Here is a 19,251-nt window from a genome sequence, read left to right on the forward strand (position 1 = left end):
CATGACCACGCACACCACGCACACCACTCTCGCCGCGCTCGACTCCCTCGGCTCCATGGGCGGCCTCTTCTCCACCACCGTCCTGTACGCCCTCGGCTGCGGCGTCGCCGTCGGCGGCGGCATCGCCCTGCTCCTGCTCGCCGTACGCGGCCTGCCCGCCAAGCCCGAGCACGAGAAGCGCCAGGCCACCGAGCGGGCCAACGAACTGATCCGCTGGGCCGGTCAGCGCGGTTCCCTCGCGGCCATCGTCGGCCTCGTCGTCCTGCTCGTCACCCGCTGGGCGGTCCTGGGCATCGCCGCCGGCGTCCTCGTCTTCTTCTGGGACCGCCTCTTCGGCGGCGCCGCCGAAGAACGCGCCGCCATGAAGCGGGTGGAGGCCCTCGCCTCCTGGACGGAGTCCCTGCGCGACACCATCGCCGGCGCCGTCGGCCTGGAGCAGGCCATCCCGGCCTCCGCCCGCGCCGCCGCGCCCGTGCTCCGCCCGCACCTGGACGCCCTGGTCGACCGGCTGCGCTCGCGCACCCCGCTGCCCGACGCGCTCCAGCACCTCGCCGACGAGATCGACGACGCGTCCGCCGACATCATCGTCGCCGCGCTGATCCTCAACGCGCGGCTGCGCGGTCCCGGTCTGCGCCAGGTCCTCGGCGCGCTCGCCAAGTCGGCGCGCGAGGAGGTCGACATGCGCCAGCGCGTGATGGCCCAGCGCGCCTCGACCCGCCGTTCCGTCCAGATCGTGGTCGCGGTGTCGGTCCTCTTCGTCCTCGGCCTGTCCATCTTCAACCGGGACTTCGTCGAGCCGTACGGATCGCCCGTCGGCCAGCTCGTCCTGGCCTGCGTGTGCGGACTGTTCGCGCTGGGCTTCTGGTGGCTGCGCAAGCTGTCGACCATCGAGACCCCGGAGCGCTTCCTCGTCCGGGACAACTCCGACGTCCGGTTCGTGCGCCCCCGCACGCCGGGGCAGCCGCAGCACGCGGCCGCCCAGCCGGGCCAGACCGCGCAGCGCCTGCCGCAACCGTCCCAGCCGTCGCAGGCGTCTGGGGACGAGGGGGTACGACGATGAACCTGACGATGCCGGTCCTGGTCGGCGCGGTCATCGGCCTGGGCATCTACGCCCTGGTCCGCGCCCTGATGCCGAGCAGGCAGAGCCCGATCCAGCAGGTCGCCCGCATCGACGCGATGCGGGCGCGCGGGGCGGCGTACGAATCGTCGTCGCGCACGGCGAAGGACACCGGCCGCTTCGGCACGCTGCGCGCCCAGGTCGGTGCCCGCGTCGCCGAGCTGTACCTGCAGCAGGGCTGGGAGCAGCGCTCGCTGCGCGCGGACCTGGCGGTGCTGGACCGCAGCTGGGAGAAGTTCCTGGCGACCAAGGCGCTGCTGGCGGTGGGCGGCCTGTTCTTCGGGCCGTTCCTGTTCGCGATCGTGTGGACCCTCGGCTTCAACGACAGCCCGGTCATCCCCGTCTGGCTGGCCCTGCTCTGCGCGGTGATCTTCTTCTTCCTCCCCGACCTGGAGGTACGCCGGGACGCCGCCGAGAAGCGCCGTGACCTGCGGCGCGTGATCGGCGCGTACCTGGACCTGGTCTCCATGAGCCTGGCCGGCGGGCGCGGTCTGCCCGAGGCGCTGATGGCGGCGGCGGAGGTGTCGGACGGCTGGGCCACCCACCGCATCCGCAACGCCCTGGCCGACGCGCGCATCACGGGCATCAGCCAGTGGCAGGCGCTCGGCCAGCTCGGTGAGGACCTGGGCGTCGAGGAACTCAAGGACCTCTCCGCCTCCCTCGCCCTGGTGGCCGACGACGGCGCCAAGGTCCGCGAGTCCCTGGCCTCCCGCGCCGAGACCATGCGGCACCGCGAACTCGCCGAGATCGAGGGCAGCGCGGGCGAGAAGTCCCAGTCGATGCTCGTGGCCCAGCTCCTGCTGTGCGCCGGGTTCCTGGTGTTCCTGATCTATCCGGCGGCGATGCGGGTGTTTCAGGTGTGACGCGGTTTATCAGCTCCAGAGGCTCCAACGGCTCCAAGCCTCACAGACCTCACAGGCCTCAGAGGCTCCAGAGCGACTTCGCTTCCAGAAACTGATACGAGAGGACAGAAACCCACCATGAACGGACGGAACTTCCGCACCGGCACCACGGGCATCGTGCCCGTGGACTTCCTGATCACCTTCCTCAAGGCCCGCGTGGAGCGCGCCCGCTCCGGCGAACTGGACCGCGGCGCGTCGGCGGTCGAGTGGGTCATCATCTCGGCGGTCGTCGTGGCGATCGTCGGCGTCGTGGCCGCCATCATCAACGCCGCCCTCAGCGAGGGCGCGAACAAGGTCGGCGACTGCATCAAGGGCGCGGACGCGGGCAGCACCTGCTGATCGCACGACGCGACGAACGGGGTTGACGGGGATGCCGGGGAGCATGCTGAGACGGGTGCGCCGCAGGGTGGAGACCGCGCGCGAGGCGGTGGCCACCCGCGGCGATTCCGGCATGACCGCGATCGAGTTCGTACTGCTCACCCCGGTCCTGTTCTTCATGATCTTCGCGACGGTGCAGTTCGGGCTGTACTTCTTCGCCGACCACGTGGCACAGGCGGCGGCCCAGGCCGGTGCCCGCAAGGCCCGCGCGACGGCCGACGCCCAGCCCGGCGGCTGGCGCGGCGAGGCGCAGGACGTGGTCGACAGCTACATCAGCCAACTGGGCCCCCAACTGGTCATCGCACCGGACGTGAAGATGCTCCAGCCGGAACAGGACACGGTCGGAGTGGAGATCACAGCCCGCATCCCGACGGTGTTCCCGGGGCTGGACCTGACGGTGCACGCGGAGTCGATGGGCCCGGTGGAGCGCTTCGTCGAGGACGGGGGGAACTGAATGCGGGGCACCCTGCGCGCGCCCGGCCCGACGGCGCCCGAGAACCGCAGCCGGACACCGGACGACGCCGGCCTGTCCACCATCGAGGTGGTCATCCTCGCCCCGGTGATGATCCTGTTCATCCTCGTCCTGGTGGCCTTCGGCCAGCTGGTCGACGGCCGCGGCGCCCTCGACGGCGCCGCCCGGGACGCGGCCCGCGCGGGCTCGATCCAGAAGGACCACGGCACGGCGATCGCCGAGGCGAAGAGGGCCGCCGAGGCCAACCTCGCGGACGTCTGCTCCGGCCCGGTCTCCGTCGTCCAGAAGAGCGCGGGCTTCGAGCCCGACACCCTCTTCACGGTGGAGGTCAGCTGCGAGGTGCGCGGCCTGGCGATGATCGGCCTCGACATCCCCACCACCCTCTCGGCGACCTTCAGCTCCCCGCTGGACCCGTACCGGAGGACGGCGTGAGATCCCTCGTACGCGTCCGGCTCGCCCACCTGCGCGCCCACCTGGACGACCGCGGCTCGGGCGCCGGCGCGGTCATCATCTTCGCCCTGGTCTTCCTCGCCCTCTCGGCCTTCGTCATCGACGGCGGCATGTCCATCTCCAAGCGGGAACGCGCCGCGGACATCGCCGAGCAGGCCGCCCGGTACGCCGCCCAGGACATCGACCGCGAGGCCCTCTACGACGACGTGGGCGGCCCCGCCCCCATCAACTACGAGAACTGCGACGCGAGGGTCAAGGCCTTCGCCGCCGAGATGAACATGACCGGCGCGGACATCGCCGGGACGCACTGCGTGGTGGCCGACGCCGCGCAGGTGCAGGTCGAGGTCCAGCTCACCTACTCCCCGGTCTTCACGGGGCTGTTCTACGGCGGCGACGTGGTCGTCCACGGGCAGGCGGTGGCGGAGAACGAGGTGGGCTGACCCACCCGCCGCCACCCTCCCGCCCCTCGCTTCCATCCCCCCCACCAACGGAGGTACGACTCCCATGCGCACACGCCCGACCACCGCCACCGCTGCCGCCGCCCTGACGGCAGCGGTCACCCTGCTCCTCTCCGGCTGCGGCGGCTCGGACTCCGAGGACTCCGGCAAGGACAAGATCGCGGGGGCGGACACGGGGGCTTCGGCGTCGGCGTCACCGACGCCGTCCTCTTCGGACGACGGTATCGGGAGGCCCGAGGTCAGGCTGCCTCAAGGTGTGAAGGATGTCTTCGAAGACGGTGAGACCGGAGACGATGAGAAGGACGCCGTGTTGGCGGACCACGAGCGGAACATGACCGCCATCGACGCCGCGATCACCGGTGACCAGGCTGCAGCCCAACCTGCGGTCAAGTTCTATAACAAGGACGCCGCACTGCTGTCGGCGGCCGAGTACATCCAGTCATTCTATGACAACGACCGCAGCTTCGTGGGGACAACGCGCTACTACAAGCGCGAGGTGACGCTTCTCAACGGTGGGGCGGCGGCGCTCACCTACTGCATCGACGGGACCAAGACGTACCCCAAGGACCGCAAGACCGGCAAGGTGGACAAGTCGATCCCGGCGTCGGCCGACGACTACACCTTCGTGACTGAACGGTTGGAGAAGAACGATCAGGGCGTCTGGCAGTCGGCCAAGGTGACGTCGGGGGCGGGTGCCGAAAAGTGCATGTGAACGGGCTGTCCAGGTTTCGCCGTCTTGCTGTGCCGGTGTTGGCGCTCGCTCTGACAGCCGTGCCGATGACGTCTTACGCCGCTGGCGGCCGGGGCGGCACCGATCAGCAACGCGGAAGTGGCCAGGGCGGTCGAAGCGGCAAGACGCTCTATGCCCAGACGAAGGTCACGACGACGGTCAACGGGAGTTCCACCACCACCGAGACGGGTTCTCTGACCTCTAGAGACGTCAACTGGACGCCGCCAGCCTGCTGGTATGAGCCCGCCTTTTCCCCCAAACAACTGAAGGGCACCCTTGACGCCCTCCGGAAGTTCAATCCGTTCGGACTTGGCAACATGGTCGCCGACATGTACGACGAGTACTTCAAGGACGGTGATCCCTACAAGAACTACAACCTCGATAAGCAGGGCGAGGGCATGTTCTGGGCGGGCGTGGCCAACCCGAACAGGGAAGACGAACCGGAAGCCCAGGCGTGCGACAAGCCTCCGTTTTGGGTCGACAACGGCGATACGCCCGACGAGCCCCTCGCCCTCACCCCCCAAGTGCTCGCCGAATACGCCTACGACGAACTCCCGGTCCCCGGCACGGAAATCGAAATCAAGCCGGCCGGAGCCACAAAGGTGAACCTCCCCACCTGGATCTGGCTCGACAAGGCCAAGTTCAAGAAGATCTCCGTCACCGCCAGCCTCCCCGGCACGGGCCTGTCCGCCACCACGACCGCCGAGCCCGTCTCCCTGCACATCGACCCGGGCACGGGTGACGCCCGTACCTACCCCGCATCGGGCGACTGCGAGATCAACGCAGACGGCAGCATCGGCGAGCCGTACGCGGACGGCAAGGCGAACGACACCCCACCTTGCGGCGTCACCTACCTCCGCGCATCGGGCTCCGACGGCGCGTACGCCTTGCAGGCCACCGTCACCTGGAAGATCTCGTGGTCCAGCACCACGGGCGAGGGCGGCGACCTCCCGGAGGGCACGTTCGGCGCCACGCAGGACGTGACGGTGCAGGAGATCCAGTCCGTGAACCGCTGAGGGTCAGGCCATCAAGCCGAGCGACTACGCCTGGTCCATGGATATCCCGAGATCCCGCGTCGCGATCTCGACGAGCCGGCTCTCCGGGACCACCGGAGGCGAATAGGCCAGCTCCCGGACCCGAGTGACGAAGTCGTCGGGCAGCGCCAGGTGATACGTGGCCAAGTAATACGACAGGTCCTCCCGCCAGACCCAGGCCCCGTCCGTGCAGAGCGACCCGGCGCTGACCAGCGTCGGGCCCTCAGGGTCCAGCACGTCGCGTTCCGCCCCCATCTCCGCCCAGATCCAGGCACCTCCACGAAGGTACGAGACGACTCGGCTCTCGTCGGCCACCCCGAAGTCCCTCACCGCGTCCGTGATGGAGCCCTCGGCCGGAAAGCCCCATCCGGGCGCGAGTTCGGTGAAGAAGCCGACAGTGCGGACCGTTCGTTCGCCCCGGGCGGGTCTGATGGCCACTGAGGGCTCCTCACGTCGGTTCAGGTCGTCGGCCGATGTACGCGAACGGACCTCTCGCGGCACAATCCCCTGCCTGCGCCGCTGAGAAGCCAGATGGGTGGCCAGCGGGACGAAGCCGTCGCCGGTGCGCGTCCCGTGGAAGCCCACGTCGCGCAGGTCGAGCCGGACGTCACCGACAGCGCGCCCGCCCCCGACGGCCTACTTCTCGCCACCGCCGCCCCGCTTGTCCTCCGTCTTCACGGAGCCGCTGACCTTCTTGGTGAGGTCGTCGTCGAGTTTCTTGAACTCCCGGACCACTGCGTCCGACATGTCGGCGAGGGCGTCGAGCTGCTGGGTGATGTCCTCACGGCCGTCCTCCCAGTTGGACTCGAAGTCGCCGAGGGCGTCGTTGACGCTGCCGTCGCCGATGTCGTCCTTGTACGACTCGAAGAGCTTCTTGGTGTGGTTCAGCCGCGTCTTCAGCGACCGCAGCCGGCGCCCGTAGTCCTCCATCTCGGAGAGCGGCAGCGCGAGGTCGCTCTTGCCCTTGGCCATGGCCCGAAGCCCCCAACAGTCAGACGAAACGGAAGGTGCTGGTGACCGCGTCGAAGATGTCGTGGAACGCCTCGGCGAGATCCAGCACCGGGCTGGCCCCGGAGACGAGGACGACCTGATCGGTGGTTCCCGGGACGGGAATGTACGTCTGGGTCAGCACCATGCGCAGCGTACGACTGTCACCTTGGGCCACGGGCACGTCCTCGACGCCGTACGTCCGCGCCGCCATGCCCACCTCCGGCAGGTCCACGGTCGTGACCGTTCGCCAGGCGTCCCCTTCACGACGAGGGGTGATCGTACGCAGGCTCTCGGCGATGGCACGGGGGTCGGTGGACAGAGCGGCGCCCTGCTTGTTCTTGGCACCGAGCACGGAGACGGTGACGGTCGCGGAGAGCGGCACGCCGTCGAAGTTCTCGGCCATGCAGCCCAAGTAGATCGCACCGGAGTCGTGGGCGTCCTTCGCCATCTTGCGGAGCATGGCGGTCAGTTCGGCGCGGTAGGGGGCGAGGTCGGGGAACTCGCGGACGCGCTCGTCGACGAGGCCACGGATGGTGGCCTCCCGGCCTTCCGGACGGATGTCGAACTCCCACCACGAGTCGGGGACCGCCAGCGACACACCGACGGGCGCCGGCGCCGCTGTGGGGTTCGCTTCCTCGTCGGGGTCCGGTGCGGGAGTGCGGTGAGAACCGTCTGCTTCGGGCAGCCAGTCCCATGCCTCCTCAGAACGTTCGACCGGGACCGCGCCGGTGGTGAAGGACAGCGGCAGGGCCAGCGCCGCCACGCGCGACAGACTGTGCGGTGAGACGGGGACGCGGGCGCGTCCGTCCACGTGACCGCTCAGGTCGATCTGCACCGTCAGCCCGGACTCCCTGAGCGAATGGATGCTCGGCAGCTTGCCGGAGACGAGGTCGGCCAACTCGTCCAGCGCACTGTCGAGGCCCTGATCGGGTCGGGCGGTGACCTGGAGCGCCCAGACTCCTTCGCCGGGACGGAAGCGGGAAGCCACCGTTGGCTCACGGGTGAGTGACGGAGTGATACCGAGCGCTCGGGTGACGTCCTGCGGGGCCAGGTCCTCACCGGAGATGAGCAGGGCCGCTGTCGGGCTGTCCCACGAGGGGGCCGAGATCGTCATCATTCTCGCTATCGGTCACTGGTGCTCGGAGAAACGGTGAGCGGCACGTTCAGGGCGGCCATTCGGGAGACCACATCAGGAGTCAGCGTAAAGCTGCTGCCGTTTCCCACGAAGCCCGTGACACTGATCGTGACCTCATATCCCTGTGCGGCCAGGTGATTGATTCCTGAGGAGTACGGTTCGATTTGTGCGAGCAGTTCCAGGAATTGCTCGTTCACCCCTCCCGGGTACCTTTTGTGCACGGCCAGCGACCAGACGCCTTCCTGGGGCTGACCGGCCCGTCGGCTGTCCGCGTCCGGGACGGACAACGAGGTCGGGGGCGTCCGGATCACCTCTGCGAGGAGGGAAGGGTCGAGGTCGGTCTTGCGGACGACCAACTGCACGCCCGTTTCCGCCCAGGCGCCTTCCTCGTGGTCCCACTGCATTCGCCCGGCTCCTTCAGAAGATCTCACGGCACGCCGCCCAGTGTACGTTCCCCATACCGGGCTGGAGCAGCTCGTTCAGCCTAGTCCGTTCAGCAACGGTGACCGAGTTCTCGAATACGCTGAAGGAGCCACCCCCGCTGCCTGCCGGGGCGGCCAGCGTGTAATTGGGAATGACGTCTCCGGACCGAGCCACTTGCAGTGCCTCTCCCGGATAAACCCCGGCCTCGACGGTGAGGCCGTCCAGGCCGCCGAGTCGGTCGCCGTGTTCCACGTAGAACGACATGGACGTACCTTCCGGTACCCGGATGGTGCCCGCGCCCTCTTCCAGGAAGCCGTGCCCAGCCAGTACCGTCTCATCGGTCCTTCCGCCCTGGAAGACCCGAGTCGCGTAGTAGTGGCCCTGGTCGGACGTGTAGACCTTCTTCGAGAGCTGCGGATTCAGCTGGACCAGGGCCTGCTTGATCTGGTCGATCGAGGGGAGCGGGCCCCCGGAACCTCTCGACGCCGCCTTGCCCAGCCATGATCCGTCGAGGCCTCGGAAGATGTTTCGGGTCCCCGCACCGAAGCCGCGCAGTCCGCCGGCGAGGTTCTTCAGGCCACCGCCGATGCCTCCCATGAACCCGGCGCCGAGCGCCTTCAGCCCGCCGGCCTTCCACAGCTTGCCGAGCTTCGCCAGGCTCGTGATGCCCTTGGTCGCCGGTATGCAATCCAGTGCCGCCCATAGGAGGTCGCCCCAGCCGGCCTCGCCTTTGATGACTTTTCTTATCGTGTCGGCCATCACGACCAGGGCCGCCGCGAACACCAGCCACCCCAGCGGGCCGCCCACGATCATCACGATGATCCCGACGACGGCGACGACCCACTTGCAGACGGTGACGATCTCGTCCCAGTGGTCGGAGACCCAGTCGCCGATCTCCTCCCACCAGTGCCGGTTCGGGATACCGGCGTCCGACGCCTCCTGGAGCTTGGTCACCGTCCGGCGCGCGGCGTCCTCGCGCAGCCCCTTGGCCTGGGCGGCGAGCTTCCTGGCCGCGTCCAGGGCGTCCTTCGCGCTCTCGACGTTCCGCTCGGCCGTGGCCTGGCGGGCCTTCGCGTGCTGGGCGTCGCGGGTGGCACGCCGTACGTCGGCCTCGTCGGGCTTGGGGATGTCCTTGCCGCCGTTCTTGGCGGGGTCGTAGGAGTCCACCTTCTCGGTAGCGGTGCGGACCCAGTCGTTCGCTCCCGACAACGCCGTCTGGGCGGTGGTGAGTTCGTCGCGCGCCTTACGGCCGTCGCGCAGGGCCTTGTCGGCCTTCTCCTGGGCGTCCTGGAGGTCGGGCCAGAAGCTCGCCAGCGCGTCGCCTGCCAGGTCGTACGACCTCTTCAGCTTCCGGAGCTTCTTCGGGACGTCCTCGAACTCCTCGGCGAACACGTCCGCCGTCTTGCCCGCCCAAGAGAGGATCTCGTCCTCCTTGGCTATGCCCTTGAGGTCGCGGAGGGCCTCCGCCACGTCGTCGGCGAAGTCGTGCAGCGTGCCGGCGAGTTTGCGTATGCGTTGCGGGTCGCCCGGGGTCGGGTCCTTCTCCAGGTCGAGTACGTGCCAGTCCGTCGGCCTGTGGGACACCGTGTTCTCCCCCGTACACGCGCGATGCCTATCGCTTGGAACGTGCGTATGAACTTATCGCACGAGTGGATCGTCGCGGAGTAGGCGGACAGGCGGACAGGCGGACAGGGGGTCAGGGAGCGGCTGCCCTGAAGCTCCGGACGAGCGCGGTGAAGGCTTCGAACGGGACGGTCACTGTGCCCTGGGAGGGGTCCTTGGAGTCACGTATCGCGACGCGGGTGGCGAGTGGGGCTATCTCCACGCAGGTGTTGCCGTCGCCTCCCTCGGAGTAGGAGGACTTCTGCCAGTCGATGGGGACGGTCACGCGTCGCGCCTCACAGTTCCTTCGCCAGGTTATGGATGAAGTCCCGCGTCCGGGCGGGGTCGAGTGCAGCCTTTTCCACTTTACGGAACAGCTTCCGGAAACGGTCGAGCTGAGATTCGGCGTCCAGGAAGGCGGTGCCGCTGGGGGAGTCGCGCAGCACGGTGTCCAGGCGGGGCAGCGGGCCGCCCACGTGCATCATGGCGGCGCTGGCACCTGCGAAGTGGTCGGTGTCGAAGGGGACGACTCGTACCGTGATGTTCTCCCTCTCCGACTCCTCCAGGATTCTGTGCAGTTGGGCGCGAGTCACCTCGCGGTCGCCCACGCGGATGCGCAGCGCGGCTTCGTGGACGATGGTCTCGTACGGGACAGCAGGGGCGCGCTCGATGACTGCCCGGCGCTTCATCCGGTGCTCGACGCGCGGAGTCAGCTCGCTGTCGGGCAGCTCGGGGACCATGTAGCCGAAGACCGCGCGGGCGTAGTCCGGGGTCTGCAGCAGTCCGGGCACGTGCGTGATGACGACTTCGCGCAGGAACGTCGCATGCTGTTCCACTTCGGCGACGTCCAGGAAGACCGGGGGAAGGACGCCCTGGAACTCCTCCCACCAACCGTGGGTGCGGTTGGTGGCCATCGCCACGAGAGCATCGACCAAGGCGTCGTCGGGACAGGCGTAGTGGGCGGCCAATCGGCGCACGCGCTCTTCGCTCACTCCGGCGAAGCCGGCCTCGACCTGACTCATCTGAGCCGAAGTCGAGCTGAGCAGTCCGGCGACCTCACGGGCTTTCAGCCCGGCGGCCTCGCGCAGTCTGCGCAGTTCCGTGCCCAGACGTACCTGCCGCGCCGTCGGTCGGCTCCTTGGTGCCACGCGTCCCCTCCGGCTCTCAACTCACCCACCGATGTACCGCTTACGAGGGTCAGATTAGGGCAACGGCTTGCGCGGGCAAAAATTTTTGCTCTACGTTCAGTGGCGTACTGCATACGCGGCGCTACTTCCGAGGTCGGAAGTGCACCGCTTCGTCATGCCCTGGCGAGGCGGCGATGCCACCGGCCGCTTCCCTCCCACCCGACCGGAGTTCACCCATGCCCGAAACCCGACCGGCCGACCCGGCCGCCCCCTGGGAGTACACCCTCTACATCCCGAACGACCTGCGCGCAGTCACCGTCTCCCGCCGCACCCTCCGGCTCATCCTCACCATGCACGGCCTCATCCGCCTCGTGGACACCGCCGAACTGATCGCTGCCGAGCTGGTCTCCAACGCCGTACGCCACACCAAGGGACCCGCCGCGCTGCGGGTGCGGTGGGCGGCCGGCGTGCTGCGGGTGGGGGCGTGGGACGCCGACCCCGAACCGCCCGAGCCGCCGGGGAAGTGGGCGTCGCTCGCGGAGGCGGAGGAGGGGCGGGGGCTCGCGCTGGTGCGGGCGTGCGCCGACGTGTGGGGGTGGCAGCCGCTGGCCAGGGGAGCCAACCGGGGCAAGTACGTGTGGTGCGACCTCGTCGCGGCGTAGGGCGTTGAGCCGTCGGCTTTCGCTCTGCGGACTGTCGACGCCGAGAGTGCGGCGGTGTCCGGGCAGCTCATCGGATCGTGCCTGGCGGATTCCCGAGCCAAGGAGATGACCGCGGAGCGGGCCGAGGGTCGTTCAGCGGTTGATGGACTGGATCTCCTGGACCTGCATGTCCTGTGTCGTCTCGAAGGTGCCGTCCGGGAGGTCGCCCGCGGTGCCGCCCGATCCTTCCCAGGAGATCTCCCAGGTGACCGACGCCTTCAGCTGGTACGGCTCGCCGTTCGAGGCGCGGAGGTAGCGGATGCCGCAGGGCGGGGTCTCGTCGGCCTTGCCCTTCGTGTACGGCGTGCCGATGGAGCCGTCGGCGTTGATCTCGCACTCGCCGGAGGCGGGGAAGGTCTCGGCATCGTCGGTGCCGGGCTCCAGGTGGAGGGCGACCGGCTTGGCGGTGGTCTCGGCCCACAGGCCCGTGTTTGGCAGCTCGGCACGGACCTTGACCTCCTTGAAGGTGCCCTTGTCGAGCCAGACCCAGGTGGGGAGGTTCACGGTGGACTTGGTTTGAGGCTTCAGATCCACCTCTGTCTTCGGGATCTTCACCTTGTTGTACGCGTAGTCGGCGAGCATCTCCGGGGTGGGTGCGTGCGGGTCGTCCGGGATCTGGTTCGCGTCGACCCAGAACATGATGCGGCCGCAGTCCCAGGACTCAGGGTCCGAGTCGTCGGGCGCCACGCCTCGCCAGAAGTAGCCCTTCTTGCCGAGGTTGTAGTCCTTGTAGCCGTCGGCGACGCTGTTCGTGGGTTTGTGCAGGTCGAAGTTGTCCGCCGGCTTGCCGTCGCGATAGTGGTCGGTCCACAACTCCTCGCCGAACCACGATTCATGGATACCGACGTCGCCCCCACCGTCCGTTTCGACGAACTTCTTGAGCTGCTCGGGCGTGAATGCGGGTTCGTACCAGCAAGCGGGAGGCTCCCAGTCGGGATCGATGGCGGTGAGGTTGCCCTGCTCGCCGCCGCCGTCCCCACCGCTGACGTACGTGATGCGAATGCTGGAGACGGAGGACGACAGCGACCCCTTGCCGTCCGTACTGCCGCTGGTCTCGTCCTTGGTGCCTCCGCCACCGAACGCCTGCGCCGACGTACTGGTGAGAACGAGCGTGATGACCGGAGCCAGCGTTCCCGCCAGGAACTTCGTCTGCCAGCGCATCAGGAGCACCCGCCCCTCTTCGACTCCGTGGACACCGCCTGCCACACGCCCTGGTCGTTCTTCTGCATCGTCACCGTGTAGGCGACCTTCGGGTCGGTGCCGGGAGGGTTGGCCTCGACCTTGCCCGTCTTGCGGTTCTTGGTGCGTGCTTCGCTCTCGTCCGTGCAGTACCTCAGCTGCGCCTTGGTCTCCTTCGCGAAGAGCGTCGCCTCCGGTTCGAACACCGGCAGCTCACCGATGACGGTCAGTCCCTTGTCCGTGTACGACTTGATCCACTCGCGGTCCTGGGAGAGGCCGGCTTCGGTGTCGTAGAAGGCGAGCGCCTCACTGTCCGGGTTGTCGGCGATGATGGCCGCGTAGCCCGCCCGGAGTTGTTCCTTGCCATCGTTCAGGACTGCCTGCCGGGCGGGGTCGTCGGCCGTCCAGTTCTCGAAGGTGAGCCGGAAGCTGCTCGGAAGCTTGATTTCCGGACGCCCGGCGCCTGCAGCCGCAGACGCGGACGCCGACGGCGAGGAACTGCCCGCCCCTGTGTCCGCCCCCTTGATGTCCTCCGACGACGAGTCGTCCCCGCCCCCTCCGCACGCGGTCAGGAGCAGTGCCGCCGTCGCGGTGAAGGTGGCTGCGGTGATGGTGAGGGCGCTGCGGGCCACGGTTGTTCCCCCCGGGGTACGGCGTTGCGAGAGGGAACGAAGCTATCAGGGGGTGGTGCAGGGGACCTGGGCGGTTTCTGGGGATTGTGTGGGGGCGGTGAAGGGGTTGACGGCGTTACGGGGCAAAGGGTGTCAAGCGGACGGATGTTGCGGTGGCCCGCTCACGCGGGCCTTCGACGCTGTCGGCGGTAGTCCATAAGATCTCTGTAGGCTCAGCACATCCCTCATACCGGACGCTCCCGCCGCCCTTCTCCGACACGGCCCACGACCCAGGACTCCGCCCATGCCGCGACGCCGCACCTCAAGCTCATCAAGCTCGACGGCTCCCTCGGCGGCACCGAGGAACCGGACACCGCAGCCGGTGCGGGTGCGGCGGCGGTCGTTCGGGGACTTCGTCAAGGCGTTCCTCGCCTTCGTCGTGCTGCTCGTGCTGGTCGTCGGGGTGCCCCTCGCGCTGGCCACGCAGATCGGCTGGCCGCTGCCCGACGGGGCGCCCAGCCTCGACTGGTTGCAGCGTGAGATCACCGTCCAGACCTTCCTGCACATCCTGACCGTCGTCGTCTGGTTCGCCTGGGCGCAGTTCACCGCCTGCGTGCTCGTCGAGGTCAAGGCCGCGCTGTCCGGCGTCGGCGTGCCGGGGCGGGTGCCGGGGGCCGGGCCCAGTCAGCTGCTGGCCCGGCAGCTCGTCGCCGCGCTGCTGCTCGTCGGCGCCACCGCGGCCAGCCTCACGCCGGGGCTGTCGCAGCTCGGGCAGAGCATGGAGGGGAACCAGAAGCCCTCCGTGGCGGCGGCGCAGCAGACGCCGGGGATCTTCGCGCAGCAGCAGGAGCAGGCCGCCGGGACGGCGAGCGCCCTCGCCGAGCAGGCCGGTCAGGCCGCCGCCCGCGCCGACGGCGGCTCGGCCGCGCACGGCGACACGAAGTACTACCGGATCCAGCCTCCCGAGGGCCGTCACCACGACTCCCTCTGGGAGATCGCCGACCGGCACCTCGGCGACGGGCGCCGGTACAAGGAGATCTTCGAGCTCAACAAGGACCGCGTGCAGCCGGACGGGTCCAAGCTGTCCGAGGCCAGCCTCATCCGGCCCGGCTGGATCATGGAGATGCCCGGCGACGCCCGCGGCGGCGAGCTGGTCGAGATGCCCGACGAGGCGCCGAACGTCTCCGAGCAGGTGCAGCAGCAAATCAGCGACTACGCCCGGACCGGCGACCACGCACAGGGCGGTGGCGGTTCCGGCGCCCACGGAGGCGGCGGCGACAACGCCCAGGTCTCCCTTCCCGAGCAGCGACCCGCGCCCGCCGCTCCCGCCACTCCCGCCCCCAGCACCGGCCAGGACCACGCCGCCACCCCCGCGGCGGCGGACCACTCCTTCGGTCTCCCCGAGGCACTCCTCGCCGCCCCCCTCCTCGCCGCCGGTCTCCTCGGCGCCCTCGGCCGCCGGCGCCGGCAGGCGCTGTGGCAGTCGGCGCTCGGCAGCGTCGGCGGGCGGCGCGGCATGGAGCCGCCCACGCCCACCGGTGACGCCCAGGACGTGCAGGACGCGCTGCTCGTCGGCGCCGACCCCGAGGGCGTACGCCTGCTGGACCGGGCGCTGCGCGGGCTCGCCGCCGCACTCGCCGCCGAGTCGCGGCCGTTGCCCGTCGTGTACGCGGCCTGGATGGGCGGCAACGGCGACCTGCACCTCCAGCTCGCCCAGCCCGCCGGAAAGCCGCCGGCACCCTGGCAGCTCGGGCAGGACCAGACCTTCTGGCTGCTGGCCCGCGCCGACGCCGAGCGGTACGAGGACGTCGACACCGCCGCGCCGTACCCCGGGCTGGTCAGCCTCGGCACCATGGACGACTCCCGGCTCCTGCTGAACCTGGAGTCGGTGCCCGGCATCGTCTCGCTCGGCGGCAGCGAGGCCGACCGGACCGCCGTGTTCGCGTCGGTCGCCGCCGAACTGGCCACCAACGGCTGGTCGGACCGCATGACCATCACGCTCGTCGGGTTCGGGGACGACCTCACGCCGCTCGCCCCCAACCGCATCCGGCACCTCGACGGGTTCGAGGACCTCTTCGAGACCATGTCGGCCGAGACCCGGCAGCGGCGCGGCGCACTCGGCGCCGCCGGGCACGACTCCGTGCTCACCGGCCGCACCGGGCCCGCCCAGCACACGCGTTGGGCCCCGCACCTGGTCCTGCTCGCGACCCAGCCCTCCGACGAGGACGCCCTCCGCCTCGCCGAACTCGCCGCCGACGCCGGTCGGCTCGGCATCGGCTACCTCGTCGGCACCGAGGGCACCGACCTCCCGGGCGCCGCCTGGGAGATGCAGATCACCGGCGAGGGCAAGCTGCTCGCGCCGCTGCTGGGACTGGAGCTGGAGGCCCAGACGCTGCCGGCCGCCCAGCAGCGGGCCGTCGTCGAGCTGTTCACGGCCGCCGACCCGGAGCACGGACCGGGTGGGTCCGGCGGGCCCGGCGGTGCGTCCGGGACGGCCAACACCCCGCCCTTCCTCGTCGACATCAGCGAGCAGGGGCGGCCCGCGGTGTACGCCCGCCTCGTCGGGTCGTACGAGATCATCGGCCTGGACGCGCCCGACGGCGAGCGCAGCGCCCTGCTCCACGAGGCGCTCGCGCTGCTGCTGCTGCACCGCGAGGGCGTCCACCCGCGCGTGCTGTCCTCCGCGCTGTGGCCGCGCGGCGTGACGGCGGACGTGCGCGACGCGCTGCTGGAGCGGCTGCGGGCCTGGCTCGGCACCGACCCCGACGGCACCCCGCGGCTCAGCACCGACGCCACCGGACGGCTCACACTCGCCAAGTCCGTCGTCTCCGACCTCGACGTACTGCGCTCCCTCTACTACGAGGCCACGCAGGGGCGGGGCGTCGGCAGCCGGCAGGTGCGCGGGCGGCTGCTCACCGACGCGCTGGTGCTGGTGCGCGGACCGCTGCTCGCCGACCGGCCCGAGGGCCGCTACCGCTGGCTCACCCACGAGATCATCGACGCACAGCTCCCGCTGCTCGTCGCGGACACCGGCCTCGCGCTCTCCGAGTTCCACCTGGAGAAGAACCGCGCGGAGAAGGCCATCGAGGCGCTGAACGCGGCCCTGCGCACCGCCCCCGCCGACGAGCGCCTGTGGCACGAGCTGCTGCGCGCCACACACACCACCGGTGACACCGACCGGCTCCACGCCCTCGCCTCCGACCTCGTCGGCCGCAGCGGGGCGCGCGGTGTGCCGCCGCGCACCGAGGCGCTGCTGGACGAACTGCTGCCGACCTGGCGCGAGGGCGTCGCCGCCGCCGGATGAGCGTCGATCTCGCGGTCGTCCTCGTCGCCGCGCTCTGGGGCGCGGTGACGGGGGCGCTGCTGCCGCGGGCCGCGTACCGGTTCTCCGCCCCCTCGGGGGAGGCGTGGCGCGACCGGTGTCCGCACGAGCACGAGGTCCCGGGCTGGCTCGGCCGGGCCCGGTGCGCGCGGTGCGCGACCGGCGAGGCGTCGTACGGCCCCCGTACCGCATCCCTCGCCACCGTCACCGCCCTCGTCTGCGCCGCCCTCGCCGCCGCCACCGGGACCCGTCCGGAGCTGGCGGTCTGGCTGCTGCTCGCACCGGCGGGCGTACTGCTCGCCGTCGTCGACCTGCGGGTACGCAGGCTGCCCGACCCCCTCACCCTGCCGCTCGCCGGTGCCGCCCTCGTCCTCCTCGGCGTCACCGCGCTCGTGCCCGAGCACGCGGGGGAGTGGACGACCGCCCTGCTGGGCGCCCTCGCCCTCGGCGGCGGCTACGGCGTGCTGTTCCTCATCAACCCGGCCGGCATGGGCTTCGGCGACGTGAAGCTGGCCCTCACCGCCGGGGCCGTCCTCGGCTGGTACGGCTGGCCGACGGTCATGCTCGGCACCTTCGCCGGGTTCCTGCTCGGCGCGCTCTACGGCGGCGCCCTCGTCGTCGCCCGCCGGGCGGGGCGCAAGACGGCCATCCCGTTCGGGCCGTTCCTGATCGCGGGCGCCTTCCTCGGCGTGCTCGCCGGCGCCTACGCGGCCTGAGGATCAGCGCCGCAAAGGGCTGGCGTAGGCTGGCCTGGTCCGTCCACAACCCTTACGAACCTTGCGAAAGGGACGCCGGTGACCGAGAAGGCCGACCTTCAGCCCATCCTCGACCGCGCCGCCGCCGGTGGGCGGATCACCCCCGAAGAGGCGCTCGACCTCTACCGCGACGCCCCGCTGCACGCGCTGGGCGCCGCCGCCGACGCCGTGCGCAGGCGCAAGTACGCCGGTACCGAGCACATCGCGACGTACATCATCGAGCGCAACATCAACTACACGAACGTGTGCGTCACGGCGTGCAAGTTCTGCGCCTTCTACGCGGCCCCCAAGGACACCAAGAAGGGCTGGAGCCGCGACCTCGACGACATCCTGCGCCGCTGCGCGGAGACGGTCGAGCTGGGCGGCACCCAGATCATGTTCCAGGGCGGCCACCACCCGGACTACGGCGTCGAGTACTACGAGAAGCACTTCGCCGCCATCAAGAAGGAGTTCCCCGAGCTGGTCATCCACAGCCTGGGGGCGAGCGAGGTCGAGCACATGGCGCGGATCTCGAAGGTGTCGGTCGAGGAGGCGATCCAGCGCATCCACGCCGCCGGGCTCGACTCCTTCGCCGGGGCCGGGGCGGAGCTGCTGCCCGAGCGTCCGCGCAAGGCCATCGCGCCGCTCAAGGAGTCCGGCGAGCGGTGGCTGGAGATCATGGAGATCGCCCACAACCTGGGTGTCGAGTCGACGTCGACCATGCTCATGGGCACCGGCGAGACCAACGCCGAGCGCATCGAGCACCTGCGCATGATCCGGGACGTGCAGGACCGCACCGGCGGCTTCCGCGCCTTCATCCCGTACACCTACCAGCCCGAGAACAACCACCTGAAGGGCCGTACGCAGGCCACGCTCTTCGAGTACCTGCGGATGATCGCCATCGCCCGGATCTTCCTCGACAACGTCGCCCACATCCAGGGTTCCTGGCTGACCACCGGCAAGGAGGTCGGCCAGCTCTCCCTGCACTACGGCGCCGACGACCTCGGCTCGATCATGCTGGAGGAGAACGTCGTCTCCTCCGCGGGCGCCAAGCACCGGTCCAACCGGCTGGAGATCATCGACCTGATCCGCAAGGCGGGGCGCGTCCCGGCGCAGCGGGCCACGACGTACGAGCACCTCGTCGTGCACGATGACCCGGCGAACGACCCCGTCGACGAGCGCGTCGTCTCGCACATCTCGTCCACCGCCATCGAGGGCGGCACGGCCCACCCCGAGCTGAAGCTGCTCGCCCCCAACTGAGGCCGTCGTGCTCACGATCCACGCCTGTGAAGCCTCGCCCGAGACGGCCGTCGTGGTCGACGGCGCGCATCTCGCCGCCGTCGGCCCGTACGAGGCACTCGTCGCCGACCACCCGCGGGCGCGGGTGCGCCGGTGGCCCGGCATCCTGACGCCCGGACTGCTCAACGTGTACGGGCCGGAACTGCTGGAGCAGGCGTACCACCCCGACCCGCGCGAAGCGGACCGGCTGGGCACCGAGCCGATCTTCGGGGAGCGCGCGCTCGCACTCCTCGGCGCGAACCCGTCAGCGCGGGGCGCCAGCGCACGCCGAGGGGTACAGCGCATGCTGGCGCACGGGACGGTCGCCGTCGCCGGTGAGCTGCGCAGTCGCGCGGCGCTGGACGCGGTGCGCGGGGCGGGGCTCGCCGTGGCGGCGCGTCCGGCCACCTTGCCCGGGCCCGCGTCCTTCTCGCCGGTCCCGCTGGTGCTGCTTCCCGCGCTCGCCGCCGGGAAGCCCGCCCGGTTCGCGGTGTTCGACGTGCCCGACCGGGGCGCGCTCGTGCGGGACGGCGCGTCCACGTGCGTGGCCACCGTCGTGGGCGGTCGTCTGGTGTACCGGGGGCGCTGAGCGCGCGGTCCCACGGGGC

General features: G+C 70.2%; 22 protein-coding genes. 13 read left to right on the forward strand and 9 right to left on the reverse strand.

The window, feature by feature from the left end:
• Window position 1 precedes the first annotated feature (1 nt).
• The 8 genes from ACLIN4_RS20350 to ACLIN4_RS20385 all read left to right on the forward strand — a co-directional run bounded on the left by ACLIN4_RS20350 (window position 2) and on the right by ACLIN4_RS20385 (window position 5,523).
• A complete protein-coding gene (locus ACLIN4_RS20350; protein ID WP_107476941.1) occupies window positions 2-1,060 on the forward strand; it encodes a type II secretion system F family protein in 1,059 nt (352 codons plus the stop codon).
• A complete protein-coding gene (locus ACLIN4_RS20355; RefSeq protein WP_179342333.1) occupies window positions 1,057-1,980 on the forward strand; it encodes a type II secretion system F family protein in 924 nt (307 codons plus the stop codon). Before ACLIN4_RS20350 ends, ACLIN4_RS20355 begins: the two co-directional genes overlap by 4 nt.
• Window positions 1,981-2,097: 117 nt before the next feature.
• On the forward strand, window positions 2,098-2,358 hold the full coding sequence (locus ACLIN4_RS20360) for a hypothetical protein (RefSeq protein ID WP_290012826.1): 261 nt from the start codon (window positions 2,098-2,100) through the stop codon (window positions 2,356-2,358).
• 31 nt (window positions 2,359-2,389) lie between these two features.
• Window positions 2,390-2,851, forward strand: a complete 462-nt coding sequence (locus tag ACLIN4_RS20365) for a TadE family protein (protein WP_107476925.1) — start codon at window positions 2,390-2,392, stop codon at window positions 2,849-2,851.
• On the forward strand, window positions 2,852-3,301 hold the full coding sequence (locus ACLIN4_RS20370) for a TadE/TadG family type IV pilus assembly protein (protein ID WP_289906999.1): 450 nt from the start codon (window positions 2,852-2,854) through the stop codon (window positions 3,299-3,301).
• Window positions 3,298-3,759, forward strand: coding sequence for a TadE/TadG family type IV pilus assembly protein (locus ACLIN4_RS20375; protein WP_289906997.1), 462 nt, complete (start codon window positions 3,298-3,300; stop codon window positions 3,757-3,759). The genes ACLIN4_RS20370 and ACLIN4_RS20375 overlap by 4 nt, the downstream gene beginning before the upstream one ends.
• 64 nt (window positions 3,760-3,823) lie before the next feature.
• Complete coding sequence (locus ACLIN4_RS20380; RefSeq protein WP_411576089.1) at window positions 3,824-4,489, forward strand: hypothetical protein; 666 nt, start codon at window positions 3,824-3,826, stop codon at window positions 4,487-4,489.
• Window positions 4,486-5,523 (forward strand): hypothetical protein, encoded by a 1,038-nt coding sequence (locus ACLIN4_RS20385; RefSeq protein WP_411576090.1) that lies wholly within the window; start codon window positions 4,486-4,488, stop codon window positions 5,521-5,523. Before ACLIN4_RS20380 ends, ACLIN4_RS20385 begins: the two co-directional genes overlap by 4 nt.
• 24 nt (window positions 5,524-5,547) lie before the next feature.
• Here the strand turns inward: ACLIN4_RS20385 and ACLIN4_RS20390 are convergent, their stop codons facing one another.
• The 7 genes from ACLIN4_RS20390 to ACLIN4_RS20420 all read right to left on the reverse strand — a co-directional run bounded on the left by ACLIN4_RS20390 (window position 5,548) and on the right by ACLIN4_RS20420 (window position 10,839).
• Entirely contained in the window at window positions 5,548-5,979 is a 432-nt protein-coding gene (locus ACLIN4_RS20390; protein ID WP_411576091.1) for a hypothetical protein, read from the reverse strand.
• A gap of 198 nt (window positions 5,980-6,177) precedes the next feature.
• The gene (locus tag ACLIN4_RS20395; protein WP_107476930.1) at window positions 6,178-6,513 is read right to left on the reverse strand and encodes a hypothetical protein; all 336 of its coding nucleotides are present in this window, start codon (window positions 6,511-6,513) and stop codon (window positions 6,178-6,180) included.
• 19 nt (window positions 6,514-6,532) lie between these two features.
• Window positions 6,533-6,991: a hypothetical protein gene (locus ACLIN4_RS20400; RefSeq protein ID WP_235787180.1), complete on the reverse strand. Its 459-nt coding sequence runs from the start codon at window positions 6,989-6,991 to the stop codon at window positions 6,533-6,535.
• Between the two features lie 662 nt (window positions 6,992-7,653).
• On the reverse strand, window positions 7,654-8,070 hold the full coding sequence (locus ACLIN4_RS20405) for a DUF4279 domain-containing protein (protein WP_411576092.1): 417 nt from the start codon (window positions 8,068-8,070) through the stop codon (window positions 7,654-7,656).
• Between the two features lie 13 nt (window positions 8,071-8,083).
• Entirely contained in the window at window positions 8,084-9,673 is a 1,590-nt protein-coding gene (locus ACLIN4_RS20410; RefSeq protein ID WP_411576093.1) for a putative adhesin, read from the reverse strand.
• Window positions 9,674-9,785: 112 nt separating this feature from the next.
• The gene (locus tag ACLIN4_RS20415) at window positions 9,786-9,977 is read right to left on the reverse strand and encodes a DUF397 domain-containing protein (RefSeq protein ID WP_107476933.1); all 192 of its coding nucleotides are present in this window, start codon (window positions 9,975-9,977) and stop codon (window positions 9,786-9,788) included.
• A 10-nt stretch (window positions 9,978-9,987) separates the two neighbouring features.
• Window positions 9,988-10,839, reverse strand: a complete 852-nt coding sequence (locus ACLIN4_RS20420; RefSeq protein WP_289906986.1) for a helix-turn-helix domain-containing protein — start codon at window positions 10,837-10,839, stop codon at window positions 9,988-9,990.
• 215 nt (window positions 10,840-11,054) lie between these two features.
• Between ACLIN4_RS20420 and ACLIN4_RS20425 the strand changes: the two genes are divergently transcribed.
• The gene (locus tag ACLIN4_RS20425) at window positions 11,055-11,480 is read left to right on the forward strand and encodes an ATP-binding protein (protein WP_100045596.1); all 426 of its coding nucleotides are present in this window, start codon (window positions 11,055-11,057) and stop codon (window positions 11,478-11,480) included.
• A 132-nt stretch (window positions 11,481-11,612) separates the two neighbouring features.
• Here the strand turns inward: ACLIN4_RS20425 and ACLIN4_RS20430 are convergent, their stop codons facing one another.
• Together ACLIN4_RS20430 and ACLIN4_RS20435 are read right to left on the reverse strand one after the other, a co-directional pair.
• Entirely contained in the window at window positions 11,613-12,680 is a 1,068-nt protein-coding gene (locus tag ACLIN4_RS20430; protein ID WP_107476942.1) for a hypothetical protein, read from the reverse strand.
• Entirely contained in the window at window positions 12,680-13,330 is a 651-nt protein-coding gene (locus tag ACLIN4_RS20435) for a hypothetical protein (RefSeq protein ID WP_107476935.1), read from the reverse strand. Before ACLIN4_RS20435 ends, ACLIN4_RS20430 begins: the two co-directional genes overlap by 1 nt.
• A gap of 283 nt (window positions 13,331-13,613) precedes the next feature.
• On the opposite strand from ACLIN4_RS20435, the gene ACLIN4_RS20440 reads away from it, so the two are divergent.
• From ACLIN4_RS20440 to ACLIN4_RS20455, 4 genes are all read left to right on the forward strand, one after another.
• Entirely contained in the window at window positions 13,614-16,613 is a 3,000-nt protein-coding gene (locus tag ACLIN4_RS20440) for a BTAD domain-containing putative transcriptional regulator (protein WP_411576094.1), read from the forward strand.
• Window positions 16,610-17,347, forward strand: a complete 738-nt coding sequence (locus ACLIN4_RS20445) for a prepilin peptidase (protein WP_307652307.1) — start codon at window positions 16,610-16,612, stop codon at window positions 17,345-17,347. Before ACLIN4_RS20440 ends, ACLIN4_RS20445 begins: the two co-directional genes overlap by 4 nt.
• A 78-nt stretch (window positions 17,348-17,425) precedes the next feature.
• Complete coding sequence (gene mqnC / locus ACLIN4_RS20450; protein ID WP_107476937.1) at window positions 17,426-18,625, forward strand: cyclic dehypoxanthinyl futalosine synthase; 1,200 nt, start codon at window positions 17,426-17,428, stop codon at window positions 18,623-18,625.
• Between the two features lie 7 nt (window positions 18,626-18,632).
• Window positions 18,633-19,232, forward strand: coding sequence for a hypothetical protein (locus tag ACLIN4_RS20455; protein WP_107476938.1), 600 nt, complete (start codon window positions 18,633-18,635; stop codon window positions 19,230-19,232).
• Window positions 19,233-19,251: the final 19 nt, after the last annotated feature.

Origin of the sequence: Streptomyces mutabilis (assembly GCF_046628145.1) — a bacterium.
Lineage (GTDB): Bacteria > Actinomycetota > Actinomycetes > Streptomycetales > Streptomycetaceae > Streptomyces > Streptomyces mutabilis.